Below are 13,626 nucleotides of genomic sequence, written 5' to 3' on the forward strand. Positions count from 1 at the left end.
GGCTCAGTCCTCCGGGAACAGCAGGCTGGCCAGTTCGTCGGGGTCCACGTCGTAGACGCGGGCGAGGCTGGTTTCGATCGCGGAGGTCACCTCGCCGGAGAGAAAGCGCATGGCGTTGAGGGCGTCCTCGGCGATGTCGTCGGTGAGCAGGGTTTCTTCGCCGCCCAGCTTTTCGTCGTTGATCACCGCCATCACCCAGCTCTGGTAGGCGTACACGAGGTCGGAGAACTCAAGCTCCGGGTCATTGAGATCCAGGGCCATGGAGGTGTCGGGCGCAGTCGTGAGCAGTTTGGCCCCCGGCGGTGACGCCTCGCCCGATTCGCTGGTCGGCGTCGCGACCCGGCTCAGTAGCCGGAGGAGCCCGGCGGCGGTGCGCTGGCCGGCTGGCGCCGCAGGTGAGCCGCCACCGCGACCGGCTGGTTCTGGGCATAGCCCACCGGCAGCCACAGGTCGCCAGCGGCGGCGGCGTAGTGGATTTCCCAGTGGTAGAGGCCGATCAGGGCGCGGGGGTCCTCCTGGATCAACGACGCGTAGGCCAGCACGGCGCGGCCGTAGTTGTCGCTGTTGTTGTAGCCCCACAGGCCCTTGCGGATGTCCTTGAGGCCACCGCGTCGCACCAGGTAGCGGGCGGCGGCCTGGATGGCGTCGTGGGGATCGCGGATGTTGCCCTTGCCCACACCGGGCTGGGCCCAGGTGGTGGGCAGGAACTGCATCGGCCCCTGGGCGTTCGCCACCGACACACCATCGATGCGCCCCATGCCGCTCTCCACCAGGTTCACGGCCGCCAGCACCTCCCAGTCGATGCCGGTGGCCTGCTCGGCCTGCTTGTAGGAGCGCACCAGCTGCTCCAGCGGCGGTGGCGGCAGGATGCGCCAGCTGGGCAGGCTGGTGGGCCGCCGGTCGCTGCGGTGCATGGCCAGGAAGGAGCGCCGCGCCAGCAGGTGCCGGTCGTAGACACTGAGCCAGCGGGGCGGCAGCGAACGGCGCACCTCGGCGGCGAGCGGTTGCCGGTGCGCCAGCACCCGGTAGATCACCTGCTGCTGATGGCCGAGGGCCGGCAGCGCCTCTGCGGGGGTGGCTTCGGCGCGCAGGGCCTCCTCCACCGCCGCAAGCAGCGCGGCCAGCTGCCGCGGATCCGCCGGCACCAATGGGTAGTGGCGCCCGTCGGCGTGGGTGGGCAGGGCCGGATCGGTGGGCAGCTGCGGCAGGCGCGGCCCCACCGCCAGGCTGTCTGCCGCTGCGGGGTCCGGCGGGGTGGCTGGCGTGCTGGCCGGTTCGGTGCCGGCGGCGCGCGAGGCCTCCAGGGCAGGGCGCAGCAGCAGGCCGCCGCCCAGCAGCGCCGCCGCGACGCCCATGCCAATCAGCAGCTGAGGCGGGGAAAGCCTGGGCACGGCGGGGCAGCGGCAGGGTTTTCGGCGCCAACGCTAGGGGTGAACGCCACCGGCTCGTACGGGGCGCAGCACCAGCAGGGCGGTGAGCAGCAGGGCGCCGCCGCCCGCGAGGAACACCGCCGTGAGCGACACATCCAGCAGCAGGCCCGCCAAGGCCTGGGAGAGCGGATCGAAGGCCACCCCGGCCACCATCGCCAGCGCCATCACGCGGCCCTGCAGCGCTGCCGGGGTTTCCCGCTGCAGCCACACCGTGGCCATCACGCCCACCAGGCCCCCGCCCACCCCCATCGCCGCCAGCACGGCAGCGGCCACCCAGGCGTCGCCGGCGGCGGCCAGCCCCAGCAGGCCCAGCCCCAGGGCGGCGGAGAGCCAGCCCAGCGCCGACGAGGGCTGATCCAGCCGGAAGCGGTCGAGCCGGCCGGCCAGCGCCACCCCCACCAGGGCACCCACGCCGTAGGCGGCCTGCAGCGCGCCGAAGGTGGCGGCTCCTCCCCCGTAACGCAGGCTCACCAGCTCCACCACGCCGATCACCACCGGGCCGAGCACGGCCAGGTTGATCATCGCGATCAGCCCCAGACCGGTGCGGATCGCCCCGTGGCGCCAGGCGAACACACAGCCTTCGCGCAGTCCCCGCAGCAGCCCGCCCGCGCCGTCCCGGTGCCAGAGGGCCGGTCGGGGTCGCAGCTGGACGAAGCAGCAGGCGGCCAGCAGCAGCACGCCGGCATCGAGGGCGAGCGCGGCTGTGGCGCCGCCGATGGCCAGCGCCACCCCCGCCAGGGCCGGACCCACCACATTGCTGATCTGCTCGCTGCCCTGCAGCCAGGCATGCGCCCGGTTCAGCAGCCGTGGCTGCACCAGCTGGGGCAGCAGGGCCATCGCGGCGGGGTAGACGCAGGCCTCGGCGGCGCCGAACAGGGCCGCCAGCGTCATCACCGGCGCCAGTGCCAGTGCCCCGTGGGCGGCCAGCAGGGTGAGCACGGCGGTGCAGAGCACCAGCACCGCGCTGGCCCGCACCGCCAGGGCACGGGGCGGATGGTGATCGCTGAGGGCACCCCCCACCAGCATCAGCAGCCCCCGCGGCAGCGCTGCCGCCATCAGCACCAGCGCCACGGCGCTGCCCGAGCCGGTGCGCTGCAGCATCAGCCAGGTGATGGCCACGAACCAGAACTGCACGCCGCAGAACAGCACCGTCTGGCCCAGCCAGAGCCAGCGGAAACGCTGATGCCGCAGCAGGAGGGAGGTCATGGCTGCCCGGCCCCCAGCGGCAGGGGGGCGGTGGTGCTGCCGGCGCTGGGCGGCGCGGCGGCGGCCCACTCCTGCACGGGCGTGAGGTTCAGCTCCTGGCGCCACTGCTGCAGGGGCTTCGCCCAGCCCTCCTCCCAGCGCTGGGCGAACAGGGGCCGGGCCTGCTGGCCCATCTGCAGCCCGGTGTGGATGGCCAGCACCAGTGCCGGCAGCTGTTCGGGGTCGAACAGCGTGATCGACTGCAGCGCCTGGGCCGTGAGCATGGCGCCCAGGGGATAGGGGAACTGGCCGAGGTGAAAGGCCTGCAGGCCGATCTCGCCAAGCAGCGAGGTGTCGAAGCCGGTGAGCACATGCCAGAGGTCGTGGGTCTGGCTGAGCCGCACCTCCACGTAGGTCGCCTCGCTGCCGGCCTCCATGCCGGCGTGCAGGTCGGGGTCGTAGCCGAGCCGGGTGAGGCTGGCGGCGTACGCATGGCCGAGGGAGCCCACCGGCAGGGCCGCCAGCCGATCGAGGTCATGCGGACCCGGCACCCAGCGGGCGTCGATGAGGGCGGCGCAGCCGGGATCGTGGCGCAGGTGCTGCGCCGCCAGTGCGTAGGAGGGGGTGTCGAGCAGCCCGTCGGTGAGCACGCCCACCAGCTCCAGGCTGGTGTCACCGCCGCTCATCGCGAGCATGGTGCCGAGGATGCGGAAGAGCGGGTCGGGGGCGACCGGGGCCGGGACGGCGGGGCCGTCCGCGAGTGTTGCGGGGCTGGTGGCGCCCGTGTCCGGGGCAGCAGCGGCGTGAGCGGTGGACTGCCAGAGGGTGGTGGCCATGGAAGGGCGAGCGGAGGGTCAGTGCGGGCAGTGAGCTCTGAACATGAGGAGTGCTCACATCAGTGAAAATATGAGTGTCCCTCGCCTTTGTCAAGGAGAATGCGAGGATTGCTCGTCTTGCCTGCCTGCGCCTGTGCCCCAGCTCGCGCCTCTGCCTGAGCCCTCTTCTGCATCCCTGTCTGAGTTCCCGCTCGTGCCCCTCTTTGTGCCGGCCTGCTCCTGGCTGCGGCCATGACGCAGCGCTCCACCCCCGCGCCGGTCTCCACCACCGGCCTGCGCCGCCAGCCCCGCCAGGCCCGCAGCCAGGAGCGGGTGCGGCGGATCCTGGAGGCGGCCGAGGCCTTGTTCGTGGCCGAGGGCGTGGCCAGCACCACCACCAACGCGATCGCGGCGCATGCCGGCGTGCCGATCGGCTCCCTCTATCAGTTTTTCCCCGACAAGGCGGCGATCCTGCGCAGCCTGGCCCGCAGCTACGGCGAGCAGCTGCACAGGGAGCTGGCCGCCTTTGAGGAGAGCAAAGCCTCTGCGCTGCCGCTCGACGCCTACATCGAAGCGATGGTGTCGCTCACCGATCGCTTCTTCACCAGCCACCCCGGCTATCAGGCGATCTTCAATGAGGCGCAGAGCGCCACCGCCGATCTGCTGGCGATCGAGGAGGAGGCTGATGTGCGCCTGGTGGCGGATTGGTCGGCGGCCCTGATCGCCCGCGTGGGCGCTGAAGGCTGCCTGCTCAGTGACGACGACGCCCGCACGATGGCCTACGTGCTGGTGAAGACGGTGGGCAATCTGCTGTGGCTGTCGCTGGCGAAGGCGCCCCCCTTCCGCGCCCAGTTGCTGCAGGAAACGGTGCAGTTGGCGGTGGCTTACCTGCGCCGCCGCATGACCACCGGCCGCGGCCCAGGTGAGGCGGCCTCAGGCTGAACCCGCAGCGGCGGGTTGCGCGCCGGTGGGCCCCATGTCGCCAGGCAGCGCCTGCACCTGGAGTTCCAGGTAGCCGGTGGCGGCATCGTGAAGGCGGCGCAGCTGCCAGCCTTCGGGGCGGACCGTCAGGATTTCGGCTGTGGTGCGCACGCGGCTGCCGTAGCAGAGGTGGCCGCCGATCACCTGCCCCTGGCCATCGGCCACGGCGATGTGCAGATGGGCGCCTTCTGCGGTGATCGACCCTGAGAGCGACAGGATTTCGAACGCCCCTTCGAGCTGGGTTTCCGCTTCAGCGGCGGCGAAGCGGAGCCTGGGATGCCAGAGGCTGCCGATGCCGGAAACAACGAATGAACCGCTGCCTGGTGCCGTGGCTGTGGCTTCCAGGGCATGGCGAAGATCCTCACCGGGAGGCAGCCGCAGCGGCAGGTAGGACACGGTTGATTGGGGGATGGGTCGGATTCAGCCTGGTTTTCCATCGTTGTAGGAAACGGTGCAATCTCTGCCTTGTCGTTTGGCCAGGTAAAGAAGATCATCGGCTCGCTTGAGAATCTCCTCAAGGCTGATCTCGGCAGAGGGCACCATGGAAACCAGGCCGATGCTCGCTGAATAGCGAATGGAGGATTGTTCATAGGCCACCAGAGACTCCCGGATCGCCTGATGCAGCCGCTCTGAGAGTGCGAGCGCAGCCTCCTCTGAGGTATTGGGAAGAAAGATGATGAATTCTTCGCCGCCGATGCGGCCGAGATAGTCGCTCTTGCGCAGAACCGCTTTCACCGTGATGGCAAAGCTCTTGAGCACTTCATCGCCGCCAGCATGGCCGTGGGTGTCGTTGATGTCCTTGAAACGATCGAGATCCAACGCAAGCAAGGAAACATGGCGCTGCTCGCGCTCGGCCAGGTGCATCACTTGCTGGATCTGATCAAAGATGGCCTGCCGCGTCAGCAATCCCGTCAGCTGGTCGAAGGTGGCCATCGCGCGCATTTCCTTCTCGAGGCTATCGATCTGCATCACCAGGTCCACCAGCGGCCAGGTAGCCAGCGGCGCGACCATCGCAGGAATGGCGATGGCAGTGGCAACGGCGATCCGCGGGGCCTCACATTGCTCGAAGAAGCAGAGAGTTGAGGTGAGCGCTACGGAGCAAACAACCGAAAAGGTGGTGACGATCAGCACCGTGGGAAAGGTGCCGAGGCTCTGGATCAGCTGCCTCATGGACACCTTCATGCCCCAACGCCCGTGGCGGAAGAAGGCCCAGCCTTTTGCTGTGTGGGGCCATGCCATTGCGTGCCCGGGAGGCCGCTCACGCAACGTGTGACTTGGAAAGGGCCAACGACGTTGGCGTGGACAGGGCCACTTGCGGGAAAATCAACGGCACGTATAGGTCTCCCCTTTTGCATCCGTTGAAAAACGATGGGGGAAACGCAAGAGTCAGTGCGCTGCATTTTGTATTGGCTGTCACTGTTTTCGCGCTCGGAGGGCGGTGGCTCCATTCGCCACCTCCAGCTAGCTCGCCGCCATCGTAAGACTCTGCTCTCCATCATCGAGTGGATGAACCTGAGGCCACAGCCATGACAAGTCCGTATGGAAAGCAATACCTTCATTTAAGGATAGCAATTGCGGGCGTCAATCAACGGGAGCGCGTTTACATCTGTACAAGACAGCACCACTGCTGTTCCCTCTGGTGCTCGGTGGCCACCCGCAGGCGCACCGCTGCTCCCAGCCCAGGCCTCCGGCACGGGTTGACGCGTTTCTTCCCTGTGGTCATGGTGAAGGCATCGCCCCTGTTGCCGTGACACTGCTGCCATGACATTGCTCTCATTCACGGCCCGCCGGGTGAAAACGGCCCTGCTGGCACCCTTGGCCGTGTCTGCCCTGCTCGCCGCCAGCTCCTCCGCCTCCCTGGCCCAGTGGCGCGTGCCGATCGAGGAGGTGCGGGCCATCAACTTCGCCCGCACCTATGCGGTGGAACTCAACGGCGGCCTGCAGGCCTACCGGCCGGCGCCGTGCATGTTCGTCACCGCCTCCACCGACAACCCCTGCCTGGTGAAGCGCAGCCCCGATGGCTTCCTGTTCCGCTTCCTCGGCGGCCCCCCCGCCTGGGTGGAACGCCAGCAGCCCGCCACCCTCGAAACCGAGGTGCTGATCTCGCCGGACGGCCGCAACCTGGTGAAGCTGATCTTCAACGGCCCGCCCCGCTGAGCTGACCACCGGCGCCTGCACCGGCCCGCTGAGGCGGCGCCTGCAGGCCCATAGCCTTGGCGGGCAGCTGAGGCTTCGGTGCATCCATGGACCTGACCCTTTACCAGGCATCCGTGCCGCCGCTGCGGCGCGCCCTCTCCAACCTGGTCCACCTGCTGGAGAAGGCCCTGGCCCATGCCCGGGTGCAGGGGTTCGACTCCGCCGTGCTGCTCACCAGCCGTCTCTACCCCGACATGTTCCCCCTGGCGCGCCAGGTGCAGATCGCCAGCGACGTGGCCCGCCGCGGCGTGGCCCGGCTGGCCGGCCTGGAGGCGCCGCCGATGGCGGACAATGAGGAGAGCCTGGAGGCGCTGATCGAACGCCTGCGGGAATCGATCGCCTATCTCGACGGCTTCAGCGCCGAGCAGATCGATGGGGGCGAAGAGCGCCCGATCACCGTGCCGATCGGCAAGGGTGAAACGATCACGATGGCGGGCTGGCCGTTCCTTTCAGCCTTTGTTCTGCCCAACGTCTACTTCCACACCACCACCACGTACGCGATCCTGCGCCACAACGGCGTGGTGATCGGCAAGCGCGATTTCCTCGGGGCCCCCTGAGCGCCGGCCGCCCCCTTCCATCCTTCCGCCATGACGAGCACCTCGCCCACCATCGTCAGCACCCACTTCGGCCAGCAGCCCTGGTGGGTGGAGCAGTGGATGGAACTGATCAACTCCTACCGCTACAAGAAACGGCTGGAGCGTGCCTGGGCCTACGCCCGCTCCGGCAACGTGCTGTCGATCCTGTTTGAGGGGAAGCGGGTGAAGGCCCTGGTGCAGGGCACCGAAGCCGAGCCCTACAAGGTGAAGCTCTGGCTCGACACCCTCTCCGATGAAGACTGGGGCTATGTGCTGGAGGCGCTCGGCCAGAAGGCGCGCTGGTCGGCGCAGCTGCTGGCTGGGGTGATGCCGCAGGACATCGAGCGGGCCTTCGCCGCCAGCGGCAAGCGGCTGTTCCCCTTCAAGCTGCAGGAGGTGCGCTGCGACTGCAGCTGTCCCGACAAGGCCGCCCCCTGCAAACACGTCAGCGCCGTCTACTACCTGATGGGGGATCGCTTCAGCGAAGACCCCTTCGTGCTGTTCCAGATGCGCGGCCGCAGCCGCAGCCAGCTGCTTGCCGACCTGGCCACTCAACGCCGCCGGCAGCTGGCGGCGGCCGCCACGGAAGCGGCGCCTGCTGCCGCCCCCCATCCGGTCCACCCGGCCGTGCTCGAGCCCACGCGCTGGTGGAGCTACACCGCCGCCCTCGACCCCGACCTGGTGGTGATCACCCCGGCGATGGAGGGGGACATGGGCCTCGATGAGGCCGGTGAACTGCCGCTGGCCGCCGAGCCCCGCTTCCCCGACTCCAACCGCCTGTTCACCGAGCGGCTGCGCAGCCAGGGCATCGCCATCGGCCAGCAGGCCATGGCCCGCGCCATGAGTGCCGGGGCCGGCGATGGCGCCAGCAGCGGTGCCTGAGGCCGAGCGGCCTGCAGAGGCCCCCTGGCTGACGCCGGCGTGCCAGGCCCGCGCCGCCCTGCTGCTCGCTTCCCATCAGCTGGCCTTCGGTCGTCCGCTGCTGGCGCTGGTGGCCGGCCCCACCCAGCTGGCGGCGGCCGGTGATGCACGCCATCAGGCGCAGGAACTGTTCGCTGCCCCCCTGGTGGTGCTCGCCCACGACGATGGCCTGGCTGGTGGCACCACGGCGCCGGCCGATCCCCGCCTGATCTATGCCAATGCCGCCGCGTTGCGGCTGTGGCGCCGGCCCTGGGCGGCGATGGTGGGTCTGCCGTCGCGGCTCACTGCCGAACCGTCCGAGCGTGAGGGGCGGGAGCGGTTGCTGGCGCTGGCGCGGCACCGCCAGGCGATCAGCGGCTACCGCGGCGTGCGCATCGACAGCCGCGGCCGCCGCTTCGTGATCGATGGCGCCCGCCTCTGGACCCTGCGGGATGCCGATGGCCGCGACCACGGCCAGGCGGCGGCCTTCAGCCACTGGTGGTGGCTCTGAGCAGCGCTGTTGGCGCCTTGATCGGTTCTCACCACCGCGCGGTGGGGCCCACCGAATCAGGGGAGGAGCGCCGTACCAAATGGGCCGGTTCTTTCGTCTCACCGTTTCATTCGAGTTGGCGAAAGTAGCTGCACGGGCGAAGCGATTCCCCGTTCTTCACCATCACAGGTGCCTGCGAATCGCAGAACCTGAATGCCATCACCTCAGCCAACCTGTGGAGGACATCCCCATGCTGACCCTGCGCCAATCCCCCTTTGATCTGTTCGAGCGGCTGGAGCAGCAAGTGCTTCAGGCTGAGCGCGTGCCTGCCGCCGAAGTGCACGAGAACGATCAGGCTTACACCATCGTTCTTGAGCTGCCCGGTGTCGACAAAGGCTCGATCGATGTCAAAGCCACCGACCGCACCCTGCTGGTCAGCGCCGAACGCCGCAGCGATCGCCACCCCCCCGCGCGGGCTCAGGCCGATGCCAACAGCCCTGCCTCGGACACGGCGGCCGCCCCTGCAGCAGCGACGCCCCCAGCCGCCAAGGCGTCCGCCCGCCTGGCTCCGCTGCACAGCGAGTTCCGCTACGGCACCTGGAGCCGCAGCTTCACCTTCCCCGGCGGCCTGCAACGGGAAGGCCTCGAAGCCCACTACCGCGATGGTCTGCTCTCGATCACCGCGCCGAAGGCCCAGACGGTCACCACGGTGAACGTCAAGGTGGAAGGCTGATCCCGCCCCTGCTGATGCCGCATTGTGTCCCCGCGCCCCGGCCAAGGCCGGGGCTTTTTCATGGCGGCGCCGTGACCAATCGGGCCCCGAGCTGTTCACTCCGTGTCGTCGTGGGCGAAGCGGCTGTAGAGGAAATCGAGCGCCTGATTGCGCAGGTCGTAATAGAGAGGATCCTCCATGATTTCCTCACGGTTGCGGGGCCTTGGAAAGTTGATCTCCATGATTTCGCCAATCTTGGCGGCCGGGCCGTTGGTCATCATCACGAGGCGATCGGCGAGGAACAGGGCTTCGTCGATGTCGTGGGTGATCATCAGCACCGTGCACTTCTGGGTGTTCCAGATCGTGAGCAGCTCCTCCTGCAACTCTTCTTTGGTGATGGCATCGAGAGCCCCGAACGGTTCATCGAGAATCAGCACTTCCGGCCGGATCGACAGGGCGCGCGCGATTGCCACCCGCTGCTTCATGCCGCCCGAGAGCTGGGTGATCTTCTTCTCGGCCGCCTCGCTGAGCCCCACCATGGCCAGGTGCTCGCGGGTGATCTCGCGCTTCTCGCGCTCCGGCAGTTCCGGCTTCACCGACTCCACCGCCAGGTAGACATTGTCATAGGCCGTCATCCAGGGCAGCAAGGCATAACCCTGGAACACCACCATCCGATCCGGGCCAGGTCTGGTGATCGTGTTGCCGTGCAGCACCACGCGGCCATCACTGGGGGTGGCGAAGCCCGACACCATGTTGAGCAGGGTGGACTTGCCGCAACCGGAGTGGCCGATCACGCACATGAACTCGCCCTGATTGATGCTCAGGTCGATGCCATCGAGCACCGGGTAGGGCCCCTTGGCGGTGGGGTACACCTTGCTGACATTCTCGAAGCGCAGGAAGGCTTCAGCTGGTGGGCTGGCAACCCCCGGCAGGGGCGGCTGGATCAGGGTGGACATGAGAAATCTCGCGAAGGACGGTGTGACGAGTGATCAACGGGAGCCAAGGGGAACTGGCTTTGAATGAGAACCGGCAGTGAATGGGAACCGCAGCCAATGACCTGCGGAAGGCCATACCTCAGCTCTGGAGATGGCGCCACAGCTGAGCTGGAGCCCGACCTCAGCTGCGCCGCGGCGGCGCGAGAGGGATTTCGGCGATACTGAAATCGCGCTTGATCGTCTGAGCGTTGAGGTAGCCGATCGGGTCGTCGGCGTTGAAGGGCTGGCCGTCGAACAGCCCGATGTCATGCCGCTGGTAGCTGATCGCTTCGAGGCCCAGCTCGCGGGCGGCGGTGCTGAACACCCCCACCTGGCAGACCCGCTCGAGGATCTCCACCCAGTTGCGCGGCAGCGGGATGTCCCCCCAACGGGCCATCTGGGTCATCATCCAGAGGTGCTCGGTGCGGCTCGGCCGGTTCACCCCTTCCCCGGAGAACAGGTGGTGCGGCGTGGCCTCCTGGCACTCGGGCCCTGAGCGATCGACCCCCTCGCTGGCTTCACTGAAGCGGATCAGCTCCGGCTTGATGCCCAGGTAGCGGCGATCACTCAGCAGCTCGCTGAGCTCACTCCAGTGGGCCGGATCGGCGCAGTACTGGCAGGCCTCCAGCAGCGCCTTGACAAGAGCGATGTGGGTGTTCGGATAGGCCGTAGCCCAGTCTTCGCGAACTCCCAGCACCTTGCCGGGATGGCCGGGCCAGATCGCCAGGTCGCCCGCCACCTGGAAGCCGTGGCCGCCCTGGATCGCCCGGTCCAGCCAGGGAGCCCCCACGCAGTAGCCATCGAGGCTGCCGTCCTTGAGGTCGGCCAGCATCTGGGCCGGCGGCAGGGCCTGCAGGTGCACGTCCTTGTCGGGGTCGATGCCGTTGGCCGCCAACCAGTAGCGCAGCAGCAGGTTGTGCATCGAGGCGGGATGCACGATCCCCAGGGTGTGGGGTTCGCGTTCGTGGCTCTTGAGGTAGGCGCGATAGTCCTCCACCGTCTGCACCCCCTGCTCCGCCAGACGGCTGGCCAGGGTGATGCCGTTGCCGTTGCGGCTGAGGGTGAGGGAGGTCACGATCGGAAGCGGCGATCCGCCATGGCCCCCGGCTGTCATCCAGGTGGGCATGCCGGCGGGCATCAGCGAGGCATCGAGCGTGCCGTCCACCAAACCATCCACGATGCCGCGCCAGCTGGTTTCACGAATCAGGCTCACCTCGTCGAGGCCGTGCTTGGTGAACAGGCCATGGGCCTCGGCCACCGCCAGGGGCGCACTGGCCGCCAGGGGCAGAAAGCCCAGATCCAGGTTCACCTTCTCGAGGCCGTGGCGGGCCACCACCTGGTGAGGCCGGGCACGCCACTGCTTCACCCGCTTCTGGCGGTTGAGGAAGTAGATGATCTCGGACCGCAGCCCGTAGTAGCTGGGGTGGTGCACCACTTCCAGCCGTGCCCGGGGCCGGGGGATGTCCACCTCGAGGATGCCGCCGATGTTGGAGCCAGGGCCGTTGGTGAGCATCACGATGCGGTCGGAGAGCAGCACCGCCTCGTCCACGTCGTGGGTGACCATCACCGCCGTGAGCGCGTGCTCGTTGCAGATCTGCATCAGCTTCTCCTGCAGATTGCCCCGCGTGAGTGCATCGAGGGCGCCGAAGGGTTCATCCAGCAGCAGCAGTTTGGGGCGGATCGCCAGGGCGCGGGCAATCGATACCCGCTGGCGCATGCCGCCGGAGAGTTGCTGGGGAAACTTGTCGACTGCAGGGCCCAGCCCCACCATTTCGATGTGCACTTGCACCACGGCGTCGCGTTCGGCCCTGGGTAGATCACCCATCACCTCATCGACAGCCAGAGCAATGTTCTGCCGCACTGTGAGCCAGGGGAGCAACGAATAGTTCTGGAACACCACCATCTTGTCGGGGCCGGGGCGCTTCACCGCCTCCCCCTCCAGCAGCACTACGCCTTCGCTGGGCAGATCCAGGCCGGCGATCATGTTGAGCAGGGTGGATTTGCCGCAGCCGGAGTGGCCGATCAGCGAGATGAATTCCCCCTTGCGGATCTCCAGGTCGATGCCCTGCAGAGCCAGGTAGGTGCCCCCGCCTTTGAGGGCGAAGCTCTTGTCGATGGTGCGCACATCCACCAGGGAGGGCGCCGCTTGGGTGGTCATGGTTGGGGTCTCCTGAGGAAGGGCCAGAACAGAGGGAGCCACGAAGGGCGGATTCGATGCAGCCGAACAGGGCGGATTCGATGAATCCCAGCAGGGCTGAATTGATGCAGCCGCAAAGGGCTGACGAGGGGGTGGAGCGAAGAGCTGAGTGGAGAGTTGAACGCCTGATGGTTGAGCAGCAGAGTGAGCGACTGATCGGCGTTCACTGGCCGGCCGAAATACGGGTCTGCAGCCAGGCCATCAGTCGATCGAGAACCAGGCCGATCGCGCCGATCCAGATCACGCCGAGCACGATCTCGCCCACGTAGTTCTGTTGGTAGGCATCCCAGATGAAGAAGCCGATGCCCACGGTGCCGGGCATCACGATCTCGGCGGCGATGATTGCCAGCCAGGCCAGGCCGATCGAGATGCGCAGGCCGGTGAAGATGTAGGGGAGAGCCGAAGGAATCAGCACCTTGGTGAAGAAGCGCCGGCTGGACATCTGCAGCACCAGGGCCACGTTGCGGTAGTCCTGCGGGATCTGGCGCACCCCTTCGGCGGTGTTGATCAGGATCGGCCACACCGCCGTGATGAAGATCACGAAGATGGCGGCCGGTTGGTTCTTCTGAAACAGCACCAGGGCGATCGGCACCCAGGCCAGCGGTGCCACCATGCGCAGAAACTGGAACAGGGGATCGAAGGCGCGGTTGATGCCGGGCTTCAGGCCGATCGTGATGCCCACGCCGATGCCGATGATGGCCGCCAGGGTGTAACCCTGGGCCACCCGGCCGAGGCTGGCCAAGGTCTGCCAGAACAGGCCTTTGTCGAGGCCACCGCGGTCGTAGAAGGGATAGAGGATCAGGTTGCGGGTGCGTTCCTCGGTGAACAGGCTGGTGGGAGCCGGCAAAGCGATCAGGCCGGTCATTGAGAGGATCTGCCACACCAGCAGGAAACTGCCGACGCCCAGAAAGGGGGGCAGCCAGTTGCCGGTGCTGCGTAGCAGCTTGCTGAAGGGGCTGGCGCCAGTCCGCTGTCGATTGGGAGTGATCGAAACCATGAATCTTCTCGGGAAGTGAGGTGGTGAAAAGGCGTCGTGCAGCGGGAGAGGTAAAGGGCAGCAGGGAGAGCTGTGCGCCAGCTGACCCAGGCGTTTGCCTCTTGCATAGGGGCGCACGGGCCCTGTGCAGAGGGGTGGAGGTCGAAGAGCTGATGCCTCCGGCCTCCACCCCTG

General features: G+C 67.7%; 15 protein-coding genes. 6 read left to right on the plus strand and 9 right to left on the minus strand.

Annotated elements, in window-relative coordinates; translation table 11 throughout:
- Window positions 1–3: 3 nt before the first annotated feature.
- The 4 genes from ACWJI3_RS05410 to ACWJI3_RS05425 all read right to left on the minus strand — a co-directional run bounded on the left by ACWJI3_RS05410 (window position 4) and on the right by ACWJI3_RS05425 (window position 3,451).
- Complete coding sequence (locus ACWJI3_RS05410; RefSeq protein ID WP_255100386.1) at window positions 4–261, minus strand: hypothetical protein; 258 nt, start codon at window positions 259–261, stop codon at window positions 4–6.
- Window positions 262–344: 83 nt separating this feature from the next.
- Window positions 345–1,355 (minus strand): lytic transglycosylase domain-containing protein, encoded by a 1,011-nt coding sequence (locus tag ACWJI3_RS05415; RefSeq protein ID WP_480203366.1) that lies wholly within the window; start codon window positions 1,353–1,355, stop codon window positions 345–347.
- A gap of 69 nt (window positions 1,356–1,424) precedes the next feature.
- Entirely contained in the window at window positions 1,425–2,636 is a 1,212-nt protein-coding gene (locus tag ACWJI3_RS05420) for an MFS transporter (RefSeq protein WP_480203120.1), read from the minus strand.
- Window positions 2,633–3,451: a Coq4 family protein gene (locus ACWJI3_RS05425; RefSeq protein ID WP_480203121.1), complete on the minus strand. Its 819-nt coding sequence runs from the start codon at window positions 3,449–3,451 to the stop codon at window positions 2,633–2,635. The genes ACWJI3_RS05420 and ACWJI3_RS05425 overlap by 4 nt, the downstream gene beginning before the upstream one ends.
- 231 nt (window positions 3,452–3,682) lie before the next feature.
- Here ACWJI3_RS05425 and ACWJI3_RS05430 point away from each other — a divergent pair, with 231 nt between their 5' ends.
- Window positions 3,683–4,372, plus strand: coding sequence for a TetR/AcrR family transcriptional regulator (locus ACWJI3_RS05430; RefSeq protein ID WP_480203122.1), 690 nt, complete (start codon window positions 3,683–3,685; stop codon window positions 4,370–4,372).
- Here ACWJI3_RS05430 and ACWJI3_RS05435 read toward each other — a convergent pair.
- The gene (locus ACWJI3_RS05435) at window positions 4,364–4,807 is read right to left on the minus strand and encodes a PPC domain-containing DNA-binding protein (RefSeq protein WP_094511322.1); all 444 of its coding nucleotides are present in this window, start codon (window positions 4,805–4,807) and stop codon (window positions 4,364–4,366) included. The genes ACWJI3_RS05430 and ACWJI3_RS05435 overlap by 9 nt on opposite strands.
- A 24-nt stretch (window positions 4,808–4,831) precedes the next feature.
- The gene (locus tag ACWJI3_RS05440; RefSeq protein ID WP_158217442.1) at window positions 4,832–5,581 is read right to left on the minus strand and encodes a GGDEF domain-containing protein; all 750 of its coding nucleotides are present in this window, start codon (window positions 5,579–5,581) and stop codon (window positions 4,832–4,834) included.
- Between the two features lie 591 nt (window positions 5,582–6,172).
- Between ACWJI3_RS05440 and ACWJI3_RS05445 the strand changes: the two genes are divergently transcribed.
- From ACWJI3_RS05445 to ACWJI3_RS05465, 5 genes are all read left to right on the plus strand, one after another.
- Window positions 6,173–6,568, plus strand: coding sequence for a hypothetical protein (locus ACWJI3_RS05445; RefSeq protein ID WP_480203123.1), 396 nt, complete (start codon window positions 6,173–6,175; stop codon window positions 6,566–6,568).
- 86 nt (window positions 6,569–6,654) lie between these two features.
- On the plus strand, window positions 6,655–7,164 hold the full coding sequence (locus ACWJI3_RS05450; protein ID WP_480203124.1) for a DUF1993 domain-containing protein: 510 nt from the start codon (window positions 6,655–6,657) through the stop codon (window positions 7,162–7,164).
- 30 nt (window positions 7,165–7,194) lie between these two features.
- The gene (locus tag ACWJI3_RS05455) at window positions 7,195–8,064 is read left to right on the plus strand and encodes an SWIM zinc finger family protein (protein WP_480203125.1); all 870 of its coding nucleotides are present in this window, start codon (window positions 7,195–7,197) and stop codon (window positions 8,062–8,064) included.
- Window positions 8,042–8,593, plus strand: a complete 552-nt coding sequence (locus ACWJI3_RS05460; RefSeq protein WP_480203126.1) for an MEKHLA domain-containing protein — start codon at window positions 8,042–8,044, stop codon at window positions 8,591–8,593. The genes ACWJI3_RS05455 and ACWJI3_RS05460 overlap by 23 nt, the downstream gene beginning before the upstream one ends.
- A 229-nt stretch (window positions 8,594–8,822) precedes the next feature.
- The gene (locus ACWJI3_RS05465) at window positions 8,823–9,305 is read left to right on the plus strand and encodes an Hsp20/alpha crystallin family protein (protein ID WP_480203127.1); all 483 of its coding nucleotides are present in this window, start codon (window positions 8,823–8,825) and stop codon (window positions 9,303–9,305) included.
- A 95-nt stretch (window positions 9,306–9,400) separates the two neighbouring features.
- Here ACWJI3_RS05465 and ACWJI3_RS05470 read toward each other — a convergent pair whose 3' ends face one another.
- From ACWJI3_RS05470 to ntrB, 3 genes are all read right to left on the minus strand, one after another.
- The gene (locus tag ACWJI3_RS05470; RefSeq protein ID WP_255100374.1) at window positions 9,401–10,240 is read right to left on the minus strand and encodes a nitrate ABC transporter ATP-binding protein; all 840 of its coding nucleotides are present in this window, start codon (window positions 10,238–10,240) and stop codon (window positions 9,401–9,403) included.
- 160 nt (window positions 10,241–10,400) lie between these two features.
- Window positions 10,401–12,416 (minus strand): ABC transporter ATP-binding/substrate-binding protein, encoded by a 2,016-nt coding sequence (locus ACWJI3_RS05475; RefSeq protein WP_480203128.1) that lies wholly within the window; start codon window positions 12,414–12,416, stop codon window positions 10,401–10,403.
- 202 nt (window positions 12,417–12,618) lie between these two features.
- Window positions 12,619–13,452: a nitrate ABC transporter permease gene (gene ntrB / locus ACWJI3_RS05480; RefSeq protein ID WP_480203129.1), complete on the minus strand. Its 834-nt coding sequence runs from the start codon at window positions 13,450–13,452 to the stop codon at window positions 12,619–12,621.
- Window positions 13,453–13,626: the final 174 nt, after the last annotated feature.

Source organism: Marcopretia estuarina LEGE 06307 (assembly GCF_056633115.1).

Coding starts and splice junctions, on each gene's coding strand:
- ACWJI3_RS05445 (WP_480203123.1), top strand. CDS start 6,173: ATGACATTGCTCTCATTCACGGCCCGCCGGGTGAAAACGGCCCTGCTG.
- ACWJI3_RS05440 (WP_158217442.1), bottom strand. CDS start 5,581: ATGAGGCAGCTGATCCAGAGCCTCGGCACCTTTCCCACGGTGCTGATC.
- ACWJI3_RS05470 (WP_255100374.1), bottom strand. CDS start 10,240: ATGTCCACCCTGATCCAGCCGCCCCTGCCGGGGGTTGCCAGCCCACCA.
- ACWJI3_RS05415 (WP_480203366.1), bottom strand. CDS start 1,355: ATGGGCGTCGCGGCGGCGCTGCTGGGCGGCGGCCTGCTGCTGCGCCCT.
- ACWJI3_RS05460 (WP_480203126.1), top strand. CDS start 8,042: ATGGCGCCAGCAGCGGTGCCTGAGGCCGAGCGGCCTGCAGAGGCCCCC.
- ACWJI3_RS05430 (WP_480203122.1), top strand. CDS start 3,683: ATGACGCAGCGCTCCACCCCCGCGCCGGTCTCCACCACCGGCCTGCGC.
- ACWJI3_RS05475 (WP_480203128.1), bottom strand. CDS start 12,416: ATGACCACCCAAGCGGCGCCCTCCCTGGTGGATGTGCGCACCATCGAC.
- ACWJI3_RS05450 (WP_480203124.1), top strand. CDS start 6,655: ATGGACCTGACCCTTTACCAGGCATCCGTGCCGCCGCTGCGGCGCGCC.
- ACWJI3_RS05410 (WP_255100386.1), bottom strand. CDS start 261: ATGGCCCTGGATCTCAATGACCCGGAGCTTGAGTTCTCCGACCTCGTG.
- ACWJI3_RS05455 (WP_480203125.1), top strand. CDS start 7,195: ATGACGAGCACCTCGCCCACCATCGTCAGCACCCACTTCGGCCAGCAG.
- ACWJI3_RS05425 (WP_480203121.1), bottom strand. CDS start 3,451: ATGGCCACCACCCTCTGGCAGTCCACCGCTCACGCCGCTGCTGCCCCG.
- ntrB (WP_480203129.1), bottom strand. CDS start 13,452: ATGGTTTCGATCACTCCCAATCGACAGCGGACTGGCGCCAGCCCCTTC.
- ACWJI3_RS05420 (WP_480203120.1), bottom strand. CDS start 2,636: ATGACCTCCCTCCTGCTGCGGCATCAGCGTTTCCGCTGGCTCTGGCTG.
- ACWJI3_RS05465 (WP_480203127.1), top strand. CDS start 8,823: ATGCTGACCCTGCGCCAATCCCCCTTTGATCTGTTCGAGCGGCTGGAG.